At 44.0% G+C, this 19590-nt stretch carries 4 protein-coding genes; all 4 read right to left on the bottom strand.

Annotation, left to right across the window (positions count from 1 at the left end):
* Nucleotides 1–30 precede the first annotated feature (30 nt).
* Nucleotides 31–11337, bottom strand: a complete 11307-nt coding sequence (locus G337_RS26235; protein WP_037027459.1) for a choice-of-anchor U domain-containing protein — start codon at nucleotides 11335–11337, stop codon at nucleotides 31–33.
* A 27-nt stretch (nucleotides 11338–11364) separates the two neighbouring features.
* Entirely contained in the window at nucleotides 11365–12756 is a 1392-nt protein-coding gene (locus G337_RS27725) for a tail fiber domain-containing protein (RefSeq protein ID WP_051303246.1), read from the bottom strand.
* Between the two features lie 2 nt (nucleotides 12757–12758).
* Complete coding sequence (locus tag G337_RS0112995) at nucleotides 12759–13166, bottom strand: hypothetical protein (RefSeq protein ID WP_028864277.1); 408 nt, start codon at nucleotides 13164–13166, stop codon at nucleotides 12759–12761.
* 100 nt (nucleotides 13167–13266) lie between these two features.
* A complete protein-coding gene (locus tag G337_RS0112990; protein ID WP_211235806.1) occupies nucleotides 13267–19560 on the bottom strand; it encodes a putative Ig domain-containing protein in 6294 nt (2097 codons plus the stop codon).
* Between the last annotated feature and the right edge of the window lie 30 nt (nucleotides 19561–19590).

Here is a 19590-nt window from a genome sequence, read left to right as displayed (position 1 = left end):
CCCTGCTGCTGTCTCTGAATTACCCTTATATTAAAAACTGTAAATCAATTTCACCCCGACATTATCTACATCGTTCACATCAAGAAAATAACGTTTATAAACAACAGCAGCCTGCCAGCTTTCGCTGAGATCGTAAGCGGCGGCTGCCCCTGCATAAAAGTCATTACCCTTTTGACTATGCTCAATCATTTCTCCATTAAAACGGCTCTCTATTTCACTGCGCCAGGATAAACCGCCAAGGGTCACAGAGCTGCTGAAGGCCTGATAGCTGTAAAAGCGATAGCTGGCCTCCAGGCCAACCCCTTTAACTAAAATCGGCGTCACATTAATTACCGACTGGTGATAATCAGCAGTACTGCCTTTCAATTCAGCACTGCCCTGACCAAGATCGATATAACGAGCGGCCAATACCCAGTTATCTGTCAGCTTATACCCCAAACCGAGTGACCAGCTGAAATCCTTATTATCCCGGTTAATAATATTATCATCAGGGACAGAGCTTAAGTTATCTCCTTCATGAGCCTTGCTTATACCAAGATCAACATCAATAAACCATTCTGAAGCCAATGCATTGAAGCTTAATAAGAAAAACAGAAGTACTCCTGTTTTCTTAGAATAGCGGCAGAATGCAGCAGAAAGCAGTGTAAATAATGCAAATATACCGGTACTGCCGCCAGAGCTGTTGTTAATACTTGTTTCGTTGTTATTAGCCTCTTCCTTATCATCCGCTATTTCATTATTATCATCCGGCTCTACGGCTTTCAATACTGATACGCCTCCCGGATCAACAACAGTTCCATTCGCTATCTGATCGGCATCATTTGCGCCGCCGTCTTCAATTGTTAGACGTAAACACCAGTCACCCGCATTTAATCCGATTTTATACTGCTCACTGCCGGGATATGGACAATACCCCTCTTCACCTGGTGCCGAATAAAGCACATTTTTCTCATCAATAATGAAATCCGTCCAGCCGGTTTCTGGCGTATGTTTACGGTACACTGCATTTTCAGGAATAGCAGTCCTAAGCGGGAGAACCATATCAACAGCTTGTCCAAATGTTGGTAAATCATGAATTTCAAAATCAAAATATCCGCCGACATTTATCAAACTGTCTGCTTCTAATAACTTTTCATCAGCAAGTAATTCATCTGTTAAAAGAGCGCCGCCATGCGTGCCCTGTAAAGATAAAAGACCTAATGTCAGTTTTGTACCCGCTTCTGATTCAAGCAGGTATTTATTGCCGTCTGCAAGTTGATGTGTCAGTACATTAGAAGATAATAAGACATTATCTAAATAATCCGGTATTCCATCTGAATCGCTGTCTTCTGAACCTTCTAGAAGGTCATTTAGTCCGTCTTTATCACTATCCAGCTCAACAGAAAGTACAGGAAGCTGATCTTTAATTACAAAATTAAAGATATCAGAACCGCTCATCGCCGGTTCACCATTATCTTTAACTGTTACTTTCAGTGAATAAACTCCAGCAGGTACTAAGCTGGGATCAATGACTAAATCAGCACCGTCTGATGTAAATTCAGTTAACTCATTTGCCATATCCCAGCTAAATGAATGCTGATCACCGGCATTAGCATCTATAACATCTGCTTTTATTACAATCAGCCCTTCATTTTGAGCAAACCAGGTTCGTCCATCGTCATTTTGTGCCGCGCTAATTGAAACTTCCGGAGCAATATTTCCTTCGCGAATAGTAATTTGATGATGCGTATTGCCCCCCAGATTCAGATCTGGAGAAGAAACTAAACTTATGTTCAGATATTCGTCATGTTCAGATTCATTATCTTCTGCAATATTAATCTTAATAGCGGCTTCACGTTCTCCCTGTTCAAATACAAGATAACCGTCAACAAAGTCATGATCATCATTAACAACAGTACTTTCAGCTAAACGATATGCCACCTCCAACGGATAGACAGGTGATGTTCCATTTAAAATCACACGAGCAGATACCTTAGAACCTTCCATCACAATTTGATCTTTTGCAAAATTAATTAACGGCCTTATATGCACTGTTTGTGATTTTGAAGTTTTATTTCCAAAGGAGTTTTGTGCACTGTAGGTAAACAGATAAGTTCCAGGGGCAAGTTTCGGCACAGCTCCATACTTATCGGTAATAATCAGATCAACTTGTCCATCATTTTCATCATTTTCATCATTAACAAGCGCATCCGGGCGCTGAATAGTTGTATATAACCCAGCCGCATTAAACCAGACTTCGGGCTCTAAAGTAATAACTGGTGTTAAAGAGTTAATGCTGAAGTGCTGATCGTCCTGGAGATCACTGACATTACCGGCACTATCAACTACCGATACAGAGATTTTCTGTTTTTCAGCATTCAGCTCACCCGCAGCTACTTTATACTGCGCAGTCCAGATATTGTTACTTACCACCGCACTAATACCGTCTATAGCAAAAGCGCTAAAATCAAACATAACTGACTGTATATCGGGATTATTATCACCCTGTGCAGAATTATCCCAGACAGCTGTAACTAAGTCTCCGACTCTAAAATCAGTTCCCCCGTTTGAGTTGCTGATCTTAATATTACCTGCTGTAACAAGCGGTGCCTGATTATCGACACTGATATTACTGCTGCCGGTTAACTGCTTATTGTTACCCGAGCTGTCACTCACGTTAACAACAATATTAAGATCAGCAGCATCAATATCACCTGCTGTAATAACAAAACTGGCTGTCCATAAACCATTGTTTTCTACTGCACTAACTCTGCCGCCGGAAAATGCTGAGAAATCAAATTCAACCTCACTGATATCATTATTAATTTCACCTGCCGCCAGGCTGTTCCATGTTACAACTAGGGTATCTCCGGCTTTAAAACTGGATGTGTTGTCCCCGCCGCTGATGGTAATATGTTCATTACTCACAACTGGCACTTTACTGTCTATGCTGATAAGCGGGTCAACATTAAGCAAAGTAAGATTATCAGCATCATCTTTAACAATAAGCTTAACAAGAAGCTCGGATGCATTTATTGAATCAGCACTAACCTCATAAGCAGCACTCCACATCCCGTCATTTTCTACGGCTTGTACTGTACTGCCGCCTAACGCACTAAAATCGACGATAACTGAAGTTAAGTCATGATTAGCCGCAGAATTTTCCCCAGTAGAGCTGTTATTCCAGGTTACAGTGACAATATCCCCCAGCTTGAATATACCTTTATTACCAGTACCGTCATTTAAACTAAGGTGAGTATCAGAAACTGCCGGTGACTGGTTATCCAGCGCAATACCGCTGACAGCTGTAATTGTACGGCTGTTGCCGGCATCATCAGCCGCTGTTAATGAAATTTCAGCATCCAGCTTATCAAGGTTAGATTCCGCCAGCGTATAAGATACAGACCAGTTATTACCCTCTATTTTCAGCGGCACAGTTTTACCGCCGCCTAATGCGCTAAAATCGGCTGTGACTAAAGCAATATCTTCATTTTCTGAATCGCTTACATCCCAGATCAGCTCCAGTATATCAGCGCTTTTAAAGGTACCGTGGCTTCCCGTTGCCCCCTGAACACGAATATCCGCAATTAAAATATCCGGTTTCTGGCTGTCAACGGCAATATTACCGGCAGCGCCTGATGCACTGTTGCCCAGATCGTCAGCAGCCGTCACTAAAATACTGCTGTTACTTTTATCGAGAGGGAATTCTGTCACCGTAAAGCGTGCAGTCCAGATATTCTCCGCATTACCCGCAGCAGTGGCTGAGCCGCCGAAAGGAGTAAAGTCAACAGAAACAGAACTGATATCTAAGTTATTAACATCTGGATTAGTATTATCAAAACTGACCGTGATGATATCGCCAATTTTAAAGGTACCGTTACTTCCCTTTGCTCCGGTAACCGTCAGGTTATTAGTATCAATAACTGGTGCCTGATTATCAACACTAATACTGCTGCCGGTTAACTGCTTACTGTTACCCGAGCTGTCACTCACATTAACAACCACATTAAGGTCTGCAGCATCAAGCCCACCAGCTGTAATAACAAAGCTGGCTGTCCATAAACCATTGTTTTCTACTGCGCTGACTCTGCCGCCGGAAAATGCTGAGAAATCAAATTCAACCTGGCTGATATCATTATTAATTTCACCTGCCGCCAGGCTGTTCCATGTAACCACCAGGGTATCTCCGGCTTTAAAGCTGGATGTGTCGTTCCCGCCGCTGATGGTAATATGCTCATTACTCACAACTGGCACTTTACTGTCTATGCTGATAAGCGGTTCAGCATTAAGCGAAGTGAGGTTGTCTGCATCATCTTTAACAATAAGCTTAACAAGAAGATCGGATGCATTTATTGAATCAGCACTAACCTTATAAGCAGCGATCCACATCCCGTCATTTTCTACGGCTTGTACTGCACTGCCGCCTAATGCACTAAAATCTGCGATAACTGAAGTTAAGTCATTATTCGCCGTTGAATTTTCTCCCGTAGCGCTGTTATTCCAGGTCACAGTGACAATATCACCCAGCTTGAATATACCTTTATTACCAGTACCGCTATTTAAACTAAGGTGAGTATCAGAAACTGCCGGTGACTGATTATCCAGCGCAATACTACTGACAGCTGTAATTGTACTGCTGTTGCCGGCATCATCAGAAGCTGTTAGTGAAATTTCAGCATCCAGCTTATCAAGGTTAGATTCCGTCAGCGTATAAGATGCAGACCAGTTATTGTCTTCTCTCTTCAGCTCAGCGGTTTTACCGCCGCCTAATGCGCTAAGATCGGCTGTGACTAAAGCAATATCTTTATTTTCTGAATTGCTTACATCCCAGATCAGCTCCAGTATATCACCGCTTTTAAAGGTACCATTGCTTCCCGTTGCCCCCTGAACACTAATATCTGCACTCAATATTTCCGGTTTCTGACTGTCAACGGCAATATTATCGACAGCGCCTGATGCACTGTTGCCCAGCTCGTCAGCAGCCGTCACTAAAATACTGCTGTTACTTTTATCGAGAGGGAATTCTGTCACAGTAAAGCGTGCCGTCCAGATATTCTCCGTATTAGCAGCAGCCGCGGCTGAGCCGCCGAAAGGAGTAAAATCTACAGAAACAGAGCTGATATCTGAGTTATTAACATCTGGATTAGTATTATCAAAACTGACCGTGATGATATCGCCAATTTTAAAAGTACCGTTACTACCCGTCGCTCCGGTAACCGTCAGGTTATTAGTATCAATAACCGGAGCCTGATTATCAATACTGGCATTACTGCTGTCTGTAAGCTGAACACTATTTCCTGCATTATCAGTAATAGTAACTGTGACATTAATATCTGCTGTATCTAATGAGCCCTCATCAATCAGCAGAGCCGCAGTCCATATACCATTATTCAGCACTGCGTTTACTTTGCCGCCGCCAAATGCTGTAAAATCAAATTCTACATTTTGAATATCTGCATTGTTATCCCCTGACAATGAATTATCCCAGGCGGCAGTAAGAGTATCGCCGGCCTTATAACCCTGTGTACCGTTACCTCCTGTGATAGAGATGCCTGCATCTGTTACAAGCGGTACCAGACCGTCAACAACCAGCGCACTGTTTGCCGACAAGGAATTAACACTGTCCGGAACCGCTAACGTTAATACTGCCGGGTAGCCGCTGCTAACACTGTTAATACTGCCTGCATTCAGTATCAGGGCTGTTTTTGACAAGTACCCTAAATCAGCAGTACTGTCTCCAGACTGCACTGTATAGCTGAATAATAACCTGTCACTACCGCTGCCCGACTGGTATTCAGCGGAACGGTTTGTCCCTCCTGTTTCAAGCTCTAATTTCGGGGTGCCGGTAACTGCTACAGCTTTATCAAAAGTCACATTCAGTTCAATTATATCGCCAAGTTTATAAATGCCGTCGCTTGAGACTGCAGAAACAGAGCTGATCTTAGGCTGATATACAGCAACCCCGCCAAGCAGCGTTACCATGCCGTTTATTAAACCGTCACCGTCATTAATACCACCATCTTCAACAATGATACGAATACACCAGTTTCCAGCAGTTAACCCTTCACTGTATGTACTGTCTCCCTGCTCTGGACAGTAGCCGTTTTCACCCGGCGCAGAATATAATTTGTTATCTGTATCAGCAGTGAAATTAAGCCAGTTATTTTCCCGGCCGTAGCGGCGCAGCTGCATATGTTCAGGAATAGAGGCGCGAAGAGGAATAACAATACTGACCGACTGCCCTGATTTTTCTAAATCATGAATTTCAAAATCAAATAACCCGCCAATATTATCGCCGCCGCTATCTGCAGTAATCAAACCTTTCTGCAGCAGATCCTCACTGAGTAAAGCGCCATTATTGATATCCTGCAGAGAGTAGCGCCCCAAGGTGATGCGCGTACCGCTATCCGCTTCAAGCAGATAGCGGGCACCATCAGCAAGCCTATGCGGCATAACATTGTTCAAATAATTATTATTATCTAAATAATCTGCAAGTCCGTCACTGTCAGAATCGATATGGCCTTCTGCATTATCCGCTAAACTGTCGCCGTCAGAATCTTCTGCGCTTAAAACAGCCTGCTGTGCAGTCACTTCAAAGAACAGGTTTTGAGTGCGGCTGACAGTGTCCTTAGTTAACGCGGCAGTAACCTTATAAATACCTGGAGTAAGGCCGTCGGGAGTAAACTGGAAAACAGACGGATCTGAGCTGATGTTCAGAAGTTCATTATGTGGTGTTGACCAGTCAATAGAATAACTGTCGTGAACACTCATATTTAATGCTTCGCCGACAATGCTTACCTGCTGTGTATTATTGATAACCTGATAACGGGACTCCCCCGCTTGTGCAATAGTTAAATTAAGCTCTGGTTGTGCATTATCAGACAGTCTAGTTAAGGTAAATGTCGATTTTTCCCCTAAATTCAAAGCATCATCTAATTTAATAATTACCTGCTCGTAGTCTTCAGTAAAAGAATCCTCAATCTGGATAGCAGCCTCTCTGCCGCTGGATAATACCACATAGCCAGACTCAATCATTTCACCTGTCTGCTCAAACATTTGATAGGGAATATTCATCGGATATACACCGGCTTGACCATTTAAATAGACCTTAGCAGTGTAACCTGCACCCGCTAATATTTGCGCATCCTGCCCGATACTAACAAGCGGGTTTACTTTAACCAGCTGCTGAGCAGTAAACTTCTGTTCATTCGGCAGTGTTACCTGCCAACTGACATAATTTGCACCTGGCTTGAAATACTCTGAATTATCAAGCCGTTTAGGAGTATAAATATTACCTAACTGATCAGCTGCTGAAGCCTGGCCAATATCAACTTTAGTTAATAACCCGGCGGCATCAACCTCTATATTTTCTGGTGTAGTGATAGTTATCCAGACGGGATTATCTAAGGTATAGCTCGGCTGCTGTTCACCTGATGCTGTAATGCTGGTTAATATATTACCTGCCGTATCCTGTATATTTGTCGGGGTGACGAAATTTAAGCTGACATCTCCAATTTTATGAGCTAAGTCCCCACCACTTGCAGTGATATCAAATTCAGCAGCCTCGCCGGCAACAGCATTCACTGTTAACAGCGCCGTACTGCCGGATAAATAAAAGCTATCTGCATCAGGTAACTGCATCGCTTCATTAAATGTTAAGCGCCAGCTCAATGAATCAGCCTCTGTTGCTGCACCGAGGGGGTTATATCGAAGTAAAGAGAGCAGCTGCGGCGCAGACACATCCTTAATCATAGAATGGTTTAGTGTTGTACTAACATTACCAATTGTATCAGTCAGTGTAACAGACAAAACCAGCTCTTCATCTGCAAAAGCAGAGAGATCTAATCCCCTGATCACTTGTTCACTATCTGTAATAGTGCCGCTTCGAACGGATGTAGTAGTGCTGTTCTGCATAACAGAAATAGAATATGCGGCGCCTATTTCAGCTGATGCAAAGGTAAATCCAAAATCATGCTCGGTCAGTGCGGTAATTGAACTGCTTATCTTTTTAAAAGAGAAACCAAATGGTGCGCTGTTATCAATTTTAATATTGCGCAGCTGCACACTATCAAAAGATAAAGCTGCCGCATTGCCTTGCAGATCATTAATCGTTCCGCTGTTTAAATCGAATGATTTAAGCTCAATACCGTTTTCGTCGTTATCATTCACCTGTACGCTATACTGAAAAGTGAGCTCACTGCTGTTATCACCAGCAGTGTATTGTGCATAAGCAGTTTGCCCGCCAATATCTAAAACCAGCTGCGGAGTACCTGTAACACGTACAGCATTATTAAATGCGGCTTGAATCAAAAATGTATCGCCCTGACTATAAATTCCAACAACATCAGCCCCCAATGAGCTGACTGCGGCGGCATTGCTTTTATTAACAGCAACTCCGGTAAAATTATTAACAGACCTCAGATCTGCATTGAATTTTACTGCTCCAGAAAATGCGCTAATCGCAGTTCCTTCAGGTAGAGATAATGACTTCACTGCCAGCTGGTTACTTTCATCATGAAAATCATCAGCTTGAATTTGATAGCTGAAAGTAAGCACGGATGATGAACCAGCCGGAACAACATACTGTGCAGTCACATCACCAGAATCGAGGGCTAGTACAATCTCTGGTGTCCCTGTTACAGAAAAAGGAAAATTATTCTGATTGGAAAAGGTAATATTGAGCGTATCACCAGTCTGGTAAGAGCCGGATGCCGAGGAAGCGCTGGAAGTTAACGGCAAGATCATATCACTAGTAATAATCACCCCGGTTAACAAACCTACATTGTTGAGTGTAAGATCAACGGGATTACCTAACGGATCGTTAATACTGCCGTTATTTAGAATAACAGCCCCTAACTCAATACCATCACTGTCTGTTAAAGTATTTCCTGCCGGTATTGTATAGCTGTAAACAAGTTCTGTAGAAGTCGATAATGATTTGTCGTAAGCCGCAAAAACTTCGTTTCCTCCAATATTAACTGCTAACTGAGGAGAACCGCTGACATCAACAACCGAACTGAAGTTTATCTTAAATGTAAGAATAGAATTGGCCGCATAAAAGGTCGCCACAGGCACTTCAACACTGCTGACAACCGGTATCTGGGTATATTTGCGAATGCTGTCAGTAACAATTTGCCCTTGTGATGCACTGTCTGACGCTGATATATAACTTACACTCAGTGATAATAATATATCTCCATCAGGTAAGGCGGACAGGTCAATATCTGCAGCCTGCTGCTCACTTTGTGTCACGCTACCGGTACCGGAAATCATGCTCCCGCCGCCGTTAAGCATAGTTAATTTATAGTTATAATAAGCGCCGACAGGGGCATTATTAAGCATGAAGCTAAGTGCAGTTTTATTGCTGTTATCAATTACAGTCTGTTCAAAATTCACACTGTAACCCTGGGGAGCTCCGCCATCAATGAAGATCCCGGTCCCGCTTTCAATATTATTTAAAGTAAGATCGCCACTTAACTGTTTTTCATTAAGGATTTTTGCAGCAGCTGTCTGCAGCCTTGTAATATTAATACCGTCAATATCAACATCCAGAGCATTAATCTGATACTCAAACTGAAGCTGCCTGCTACCGCTCCCGCCAGTGTAATTAGCGGTTCGAGTATTTTCACCAATTAAAACCGATAATAGCGGCTGACCGGATACAGTAACTATTTCATCAAAATTAACCGAGAAAGTGAGTGTTTCACCATAACCATAAATTGCGGCATCAGGCATAGCCACGCTAAGAACCTTTGCACCGGATTCAACAATAACTCCGCTTAAATTATCAATATTAGCTAAAGCATTATCAGCGCCAACCTCACTCGATGAACTTACTGCACCTCCGTTAAGCAGCAGATAATCAATTGTAATGCCGTTATTATCCTCAAGTCTCTCGGCTAAAACATAATTAAAAGTTAAGGATGAAGTACCGCTTCCACTAGCATATTGAGCAAAAACCTGCTGATCGCCAATCGTTAAATAGAGCAGAGGAGAACCGCTGACTGTAACACTCTGATTGTAGTTAACGGTAAAACTCAATGTATCACCCGCAACATAGGTTTTCGCATCCGGTACTGTTACACTGTTTATTTTTGCCGTATCCGCGGCATTAACGGTCACCGCACTGCTGTCAGCAATATTCTGCAGAACTAAATCACGCCAGTCGGAAAAACTATAAACTGGTCCTTCATCCAAATAATCAGCATTAGATGTAAGATCTACTAAACGAATACCGTTAACCGCGGCATCCTCTTTTGTTACCACATAATCAAACTGCCAGCTAGACTGAGGACCGGCAGCAGAAACATAACCTGCTTGTACGATCCGTTCATTATCCAGCAAAATATTTAATTTAGTCGAGGTCGTACTTACAGCCTGAACGGCTTGATCAAAATGCACGACAAAAGAAAGAGTCTCGCCAATTCGATAATCATTATCAGCAGGAAGCACTACCTGCGTTACCTGTGGTACAGCCGTTCGCCCCACTAAAACAGCGGAAGAGCCGTCACTTAGTTTAGTCACTTTAGCTAAGCCGTTATTACTGAATGTACTGCTACTGACAGTTAGTTCATGACTGCCGTAGCTTTTATCATCCAGCTCATCTAGCGTGCCGACAATAACCGCATTATTTAAATTTAAATCACCAATACTAACCCCGTCAGTGTCAGTATCTGACTCTGCAACCGTATAGGTAAATACAATCTCCCCCTGATTTGTTGCTTCACCATTTAAAATATATTCACTGCCGCCCACGCTAACAGTCAGCTGCGGAATCCCCCCGGACAACGTAACCGCGGCAATCCGCCCCCAGCGTAATGTATAGGTGAGTTTGTCTCCAGGCAGATAAACATCCAATGCAGGCAGATCGGCTGCATTACTATGAGCTATTTTAACTAAAGGCAGTGCACTTCCCTGTCCGAAGTTCATGTCGGCAGTTACTCCGCCGGTGCTTGTTACTTGAAAATTTTGAAATCCGGAGAGTTCAATACCGTTAAAGTCAAAATCTAGGTGAGTGGGTGTATAAGAAAATGTAACATCAGAGCCGCTTACACTTTGGTACTGCGCATAAGCATTACCGGAATCAAGCTCTAAAATTAAATAACCCGGGCCGTCAGCACCGGGAGTATATTGAATATTTTCAGAAAAGGAGACAACAAACTGCAGACTGTCACTGCTGTTGTAAGTTCCCGCTGCCGGGCCTGAAACTGTACTGATAACCGGCTGAGCAGCCGTAGCCGGCACCGCAGAACACAGCAGACAGGCAGTCACAAAACCACGTAATAAATACATCAGATTCAGTTGTTGTTTTTCTGCAGATACAACAGCGCTAAAGCACTCAGATATAGCTGATCGCATAAATGAAATTCCCTTTCTATAAAATATCTAGTTCTGCAGCAGTAAAGCTTTAATTGCCTGCAGTTCACTTTTTAAAGAATCCAGCTCATTATTAATTTTTGTGATTTCAATATCTTTTTCTAAAAGCTTGTTATTTAACGCTTGAATTGAAGCCATAGAAACACCAACTGCATCAACAATTGCTATTTTATCGCTAGTGTCGCCGTCTAACCCGAATACACTATGAAAATCTTCTGACATCACGCCCATATGTACAATGGAAGGATCATTATCGGACTTATAGGTCCAGCGGGAAATTTCAAGAGTGCTGAGCTTGTCTAAAACCTCTTTGGTATCCACTATCTCTTCAATATTTTTTAAAGCTCGAGATGATGCAAAATGGCAGGCCTTTCCGCCTTTACCGCAGACTCCTGATTTGGCCTGAATTTCTCCGTCTTTTGTTACTGTTAATGCTAATACACCGGTTCCGCTGGTAAACTCTAAATTACCGCTGCCATTATTCTCTATTGTCCACGGACTCCATGCCGGTGTCGATGAACTGCCGCCGGCAGTACTTAAGCACTTCAAACTGCCGCTTTCGTTAGTACAAATATCTCCCTGTGCAACCAGCCCGGCTTTAGCAGCCACAGTACCATCACTTTTGACACTAAAAACAGACTGCCCTGAATTCTGTACATCAAAAAGAGCAGTTGGCACATAGCCATTGTCAATATTAATTCCAACATCACCTGCAGGGCTGATTAAAAATGCATGGTTATTCGCATCCATCGGGTGAGCAACATCTAATAATCCATCTGGGGTACTTGTTTCGAATCCGATGTCACCGTCTGCATCAATAAACAGACTATTGTTTGGTGCCGCCGCCCTGATTCTAAAAGGCATCCTTGAGTTGTTTGAATAATCACGAATAAAGAAGTTAGTTTCATTAGCGCCTACATCCCATGTGTAAGCCCCCCAGCCTTGCGTATTATTCTGGTCTAACCTGACAGAAGGAGTATTACCGGCCAGTATATGTGCTTCTACCAGTGGTGCTGATGTTCCTATACCCAGCCTGCCGCTGCTGCTAATATAAAGGCTATGGTCAGGGGCTCCTGCGAGAACCGTAAACGGCGTACGCCCTGCATCGACATCTGTAATGCTGAAACGATTAAGTCCGCCATTTGCCGAATCATTAGCTGTGAGCTCCCAGTCATTTCTGGGGAAACTTGACGAGCTGCTGGTATCTTGAAATTTAATACGTAAGTTATTTTCTTTTAGCCTTACTGTATCAAAATTAAAGTTTTCCCCTGATACACAGTCAACACCGATACACTCACTGCCGACAACAACCAGATCATCCTGAATTTTCTGATCTGCAGCAGCCAGAGAACTTAAGCAGACACCTGAAATTAAAACTAACTTTGTAATTACTGTATTCATCGCTATTTTTCCTCTTTAAGGTCAGGGTTTACCACTTGCCCTTCAAGTATCAAAAAGCTCTTGGATTCAATTTGTGTAATAATTGTATCTGCCGGCTTCGCATCAATATCCCTGCCGTTATTTTCAGGCGTCCCGCTTTCCTGCGGCCTTGCTTTAACAGCAGTTTCAGCCAGTATCGCGTATGAATAACGTCCGTCAATAAAACCTTCTTTGTGTTTAAAACTGCCGTTTTCACTGCTTAAACGGATCCCTTCTCCGGTTAACAATACACTTGAATAGCCTGCAGGAAGCTGCTGGACAGTTATACCTGCACTGCCCCCGCTCACAGAGGCGGCAAAACCCTGCGTAGTAAATATTATCCCTGCTAATAAACCTGTCTTAAATAGGCGAATATCTGCTTTAATAAACATAATTCCTCTCATCCTTGTTTTCTGCTCCGGCATCCTTTATAAAAAGTTATATTCCGAAAAACCTTAATTGAATTTAATTTTCTACAGTTTGAATATTTAACTAAAAGCGATAAATCAGTTTCAAACTAACATTATCAACATCATTCACATCAATAAAATAACGTTTATAAGCGGCAGCAGCCTGCCAGCTTTCATTGAGATCATAAGCTATTGAGGCTCCGGCATAAAAATCCGTGCCCTTCTGAGTATGCTGGATCGTTTCTCCATTGAAACGGCTTTCAACTTCACTGCGCCAGGATAAACCGCCGAGAGTCACAGAACTGCTGAAGGCCTGATAGCTGTATAAACGATAACTGACCTCCAGACCGACTCCTTTAACTAACATCGGCGTCGCATTAATGACTGACTGGTGATAATCAGCTGTACTGCCTTTGAGCTCGGCACTGCCTTGACCAAGATCGATATACCGAGCGGCTAATGCCCAGTTATCAGTCAAGTTGTAGCCTAAACCAAGCGACCAGCTGAAATCCTTAGTATCACGATTAATAATATTATCTGCAGGGACTGAGCTTAAGTTATCCCCTTCATGAGCCTTGCTCATACCAAGATCAACATCAATAAACCAGTTATTCGCCTGGCTGCTGAAACTTAACAATGCAAGAGAAAACACCAGGATTTTTTTGCCGTAACGGCGCAGTCCGGAGAGTACAGCTATAAACATCAGCATGATACTGCTGCTGCCGCCGCCGCCGGATGTATTGACTATATTGGTATTGTTCTGCACAGGCTCTGCAGGTGTAACAGGCGTAACGGGTGTTACCGGTACAACGGGCACAACGACCGGAGTATTAACCGTAACACCGCTTGGATCAACTATGGTGCCGTTCGCTTTTCCATCATCATCATTTGCACCGCCGTCCTCAATCGTCAAGCGCACACACCAGTCGCCGGCTGTTAACCCCTGCGTATAAGCATTACTGCTTGGCGGCGGACAATAACCGTCAGCCCCCTTCGCCGAATACAGTGCATTATTACTATCCTCAACAAAGTCTATCCAGCCTGTACCACTGATATATTTACGGTAAACAGCGTCTTCAGGAACAACAGCACGCAGCGGCAGTACCATATTGACCGACTGACCGTTAACGGGCAGATCATGTATTTCAAAATCAAAAATACCACCGACATTCACATTCTCTGCATCATCAAGTTCAATCGCAGGATCCTGTTCAATGGTTTCTATGGACACTTTTGCTCCTCCCTGAGATTCCTGCAGCGAAAGCCGCCCGAATGTTACTTTTGTACCCGGCTCCGCTTCAAGCAGGTATTTATTACCGTCAGATGCTTTATGTGCAATGGCATTATCCGGTAGTTCCGAAGGAGCCGAAACATAATCAGGAAGTACTGCTGTCACATTGATATGTACATCTTGAGTATTGCTGTAACGCTCTGCAGTATCCGTCTCCGTTACCGTAGCCGTAACTTTATATACGCCGGCAGGTAAGTTTTGTGGATCAAAAATAAACAGTTTTTCATCTGTGCTGCTGTTAATCAGCGCATTATTTTCACTGCTCCAGAGTGTTTCCAGGGTATCTTTATTACTGTCAACCGAGTCTGCAGTAATAGTTACCTTATTACCTGTTGTTGTTACCTGAGTACGTTCCTGGCCTTCCTGTACCACGGTTAAATCGACTTTCGGCGCCATATTTTCTTCGATGCGCGTTAATATCAGTGATGATTTAACGTCCAGATTCAAATTATTGATACTGTTTAGAGGATCTAATTGAACCGTTAACACCTTATGTACACTGGTCATCGCCGAACTGATAATAAACTCACCATAGGTTTTATCCTGCTCGCTGATAGTAACCGTTTCAACCGCGCCTAACGGCTGCTGATCATCGCCGTAGACCATATAAGGAACAGAAACAGGGTACTGAGGCGCATTACCGTTTAAATACACCCTAAACGTGTATGACTCGCCTTCTTTTACATAGGCGTTTTTGCCTAAAGAAATAAGCGGATGTACTTTAACAGTCTGCTGGGCGCTCACTTCATTGCCGCTGGAATCAGCCGCTGTCCAGGTAACAATATGCTCGCCGGGTGCTAAGAAGCTGTCCGGCTTAACAGGATCAATCGCTTCACCTAAATAGTCCTCAGCTGTCACCTCGCCTAAAGCAACCTGCGTCAGCAATGCCTGCGCATTTACTTCAATATCCTCAATGCCGAGTAATGACGGTGTTTTATCAATATCAGTCACTGCAATATTAAATGCCGGCAGTGAGCTTTTTGCACCGGCACTATCGGCGGCAGTGATCACTATGGCGTTTGTTGTACCAACATTCTCTGCTGCTGGTGTACCTGTCAATGTACCGGTTTTAGGATCAAAGCCTGCCCAGGCTGGTTTATTGACAATAGTAAAGGTGACGGTATCACCGGCATCAACATCACTGACAGTGGGGATAAAGCGATAACTTTTTGCTGCTTCTACGCTTGTCTCAGGCGTACCAGAAATCAGCGGAGCATCATTTACATTAACGACCGAAGCTGTCGGTGCACTTTCTATACTTTCTGCAGTGTTATGTGCATCTGTATAGCTGATAATAACTGTGATGCTTTTACCTATCTCAGCCGCCGTTAATGTATATGCAGAAGCGGCTGCACCACTGACTGCATTATTATCGGCATACCACTGGTAACTAAACTTACCTAAGCCGTCTGCATCGCTTAATGTATTATGCGCAGTTAACACGCTGTGCTCCGCAGCGCTGCCGCTAATGGTCAGACTTCCGGCAGGAGCATCATTAACATTAAGGACAGCAGCTGTTGCACCGCTCGTTTTACTTTCAAGCGTGTTATGGGCATCCGTATAACTGATCGTCAGAGTAATAACTTTACCTACATCATCATCATCCGGCCTGTAAGTATTGCTGTTTGCTCCAACGTTCACACCATCGGCTTTCCACTGATAAATTAGTGTGCCTAAACCGTCTGCATCAGTCAGTGTCTCGGCAGCCGTTAATACACTGTCTTCAACGGCATTACCAACTATTGTGACAATACCTTCCGGCGCATCATTAACATTGACAACCTGCAGATTAAAGGCGGCTAAAGCAGCACTGACTTGAGCACTGTCTTTTACGCTGATAATGATACCTGTGGTGGTACCGACATCCGCATTGCCCGGAGTGCCGGTTAAAGCTCCTGTTTTGCTGTCAAACGCAGCCCAGCCAGGTTTATTACTGATCGAGAAAGTTTTTGTGTCATTGAGATCATCGTCAAATACTGCCGGCATAAAGCTGTAGGAGCTGTTTTCATTAACTGAAACGGCTGGTTTTCCTGAAATAACCGGGGCATCATTGGTATTACTGACACTGATCGTAAAGCTCTGGACTGCAGATCCGCTATGTGCATCACTTACCTTTAACACCACATTGTGCTCACCTACATGGGCATTTACTGGCATTCCAGAGAGTTCTGCACTACCGCTGCCATTGTCTACCAGTGTCAGCCAGCCGGGTTTGCTTAGCGCACTGATGGTGATATTCGCATCATCATTATCAGCAGCCGCCACAGTGTAACTGTAGGCCGTATCTTCAACTGCTGAAGTCCGAGCCGCAGTGGTAAACAGCGGCGAATCATTAACTGAATCCACGCTAACATTGACAGTAATAGAAACACTTTCCATATTATCTGTCACAGAAACAACAAAACTGTCACTGCCGTTGAAGTTGCTGTCCGGCATATAACTAATGACTTTACTGTCACCTGTACCACTAGCAGCAGCCGCCCCGTTTGCTCCCTGTGATGTAATGCTCCAGGTTAAGGTGTTATTTTCAGCATCAGAAGCATTAAGTGTAATTTCTCCTGGAGAATCCTCTGCGGTTGTTAAAACAGTTGAACTGCCCTGGCTGATACTTGGTATTGTATTTCTGGTGATCGTCGCCACATCAATACTACTTGAACTATTAACCGCGGCATCCTGCGCAGCCACAACAAAATTATTAGCCCCTAAATCAATTGCGGTAGTTAATAACCAGGCATTCCCCGAGACAATATCACTGGCCAGCACAACTGTATTATCAGCAATGCCGTCGTTATCACTGTCAGCATAGAGCTTAACAGTCACGTTTTCTTCTGCATGACTGCCGGAGATTATGTAGCTGCTGCCGGATTCATTAACAGCTTCAGCCGGGCTGATAACAACCGGCGCCGCTGGAATGGTTGAATCTTCGCTAATTGTTGCCACATCGATATGAGCAGATTCTTGTGCTCCGGCAAAATCAGCAATGACGACTGTATTATAAACCGTGTCATCAACTAACGAGGTTTCAATACTCCATTCACCGCCGGAAACAATATCAGAGCCCAGTGCGGCTCCGCCGTCAGAAAGACCGTCATTATCAGCATCTAAATACAAACTAATGCTGATACCGTCAGTGCTGTAGGTGCCGCTGATGATCTGGCTGTCGCTGTTTAATACAACAGCATCGGCTGGTGTATTAACAACAGGTGCGACTTTGCTGACTATGATAGCATTACCTGTCAGATCGCTGATATCTTCTGCGGTACTTTTATTCATAAAGTCATTATCAGCAGCCAGGTTGTAAAACAGAGAATCAGATGCACTTGTCCCGGTTTTATCTAATATGCTGTCAACCGCTGTTTTATCCGCTCCGGATAGAAGCACCGTAAACTGCGTAGTCGAATCCAGCTCTACATCTGTTGTACTGCTGAGTCTGTAACTATCAGCAGCATCACCTTTACCCGTTAAAGTTAATAACGAGATATCAACGTCATTTTCTGCACCTGCTCTAGCTTCGAAGTTAACACCGCTGACCACTAAATAACCTGTCGAAGCATCGTAGGCGGCAGAGGTAATCATAGGTGTCGGTGCACTTACAATCGTAATAGTCTGCTGCTGCACGCCGTTCTCGTCAGCACTGCTGCCGCTGACGCTGCTGATATCAACAATAATCGTTTCGTCAGCTTCAACTATCTGATCTGCTAATGAGGTGACACTGATTGTTCCCTGTGTCTGCCCGGCATCAATGCTGATACTCTCTGCTGTTGTTGAATAATCAAAACTTCCTGCTGTACCGCTAAAGCCTAAATCAACAGTCACAGTTTCAACCGCCACTTTATCTAAAGTAACCGTAACCGTCGCCTGCCCTGCATCCTCATTAATACTTGAGCTGCTGACACTTAAGCTGGCGGCAATACGTTCATCGTCGCTGATAGTAATGGTTTTTTGTTGAACAGCGTTTTCTGCGGCACTGCCGCCGGACACTGATGTAATATCAATAATAATGCTTTCATCACCTTCCAGTACGACATCATCAACGGCTGTAATACCGGTCACTGCACTGGCAGATGTAGAGCCCGCTGGAATAATAATAGAACTGCTGGGCGTATTGTAATCCGTACCGCCGCTTGCCGCTGTGCCTGTATAACCTAGATTAACCGTCACATCGGCATAAGTCGCACTGCTTAAAGTTGCAGTGATTGTCGAAGTCCCCGCATTTTCAGCGACCGAGCTGTTTCCGGTAGTCAAGGTAACCGTAGGTGCCGACTGCGCATCATTAATGGTAATAATCTGCTGGTTAGTTGTTCCTTCACTTCCCACTGACAGACTGCTGATATCGACAATCACAGTTTCATCTACAGCCGCATCAAACAATGAATCAGGAGCACTGATAATCATTGCACTATTACTGCGGCTGCCGGCAGCGATAGTAATACTGTCAGATTTACTGTAATCCGTACCTGCTGTACCAGTACCCGTATATGCCAGGCTGACCGTAATATCATCCGGCCACTGATTATTTAAACTGCCGCTGATAGTCGCGGTTATTGTCGACACACCAGCAAACTCAACAATGCTGTTGGTATCAGCTGTTAAAGATATTTCCGGCAGGTTGGCATAGATAGCGTCACTGCTCTGACTGACTGCCGTGGTGAAAGCACTGCTGGTATTGCCTGCACTGTCAGTCAGTGTAAGGTTGACCGGTACACCGCTGCCGGCAGCAGTATCACTACCGCCGTCAGTAATGGTAAAGGCTGCGCTATAAGTTGTGTCGTTAATTTTATTTAAACTGCTCAGTGCATAACCGTTTATCGTGCCGCTGATACCGCCGCTGCCCGTGGTGTAGTCGTCGCTGTCTGTACTGACCGTAATCGTGGCGGTAACCGTATCCCCCACTTTATGTACGCTGTTCGGAATACTCACCGCACTGATAGTCGGCGCAGTGCCGTCTTCATCATCGCTGATAGTGACCGTCTGCTGTTGAGTACCATTTTCTACTGCACTGCCGCCGGACACTGAGGTGATATCAATAATAATCGTTTCATCGCCTTCCAGTAGGGCATCATCAACGGCTGTAATACCGGTCACTGCACTGGCAGATGTGGAGCCCGCTGGAAT

The organism is Psychromonas aquimarina ATCC BAA-1526 (genome assembly GCF_000428725.1).
Lineage (GTDB): Bacteria > Pseudomonadota > Gammaproteobacteria > Enterobacterales > Psychromonadaceae > Psychromonas > Psychromonas aquimarina.
The sequence above is the reverse complement of the archived record's forward strand: the minus strand, read 5'-3'. Positions and strand labels throughout refer to the sequence as shown.

Excerpts from the sequence above, each read along its gene's own strand:
- G337_RS26235 (WP_037027459.1), bottom strand. The coding sequence starts at position 11,337 with ATGCGATCAGCTATATCTGAGTGCTTTAGCGCTGTTGTATCTGCAGAA.
- G337_RS27725 (WP_051303246.1), bottom strand. The coding sequence starts at position 12,756 with ATGAATACAGTAATTACAAAGTTAGTTTTAATTTCAGGTGTCTGCTTA.
- G337_RS0112995 (WP_028864277.1), bottom strand. The coding sequence starts at position 13,166 with ATGTTTATTAAAGCAGATATTCGCCTATTTAAGACAGGTTTATTAGCA.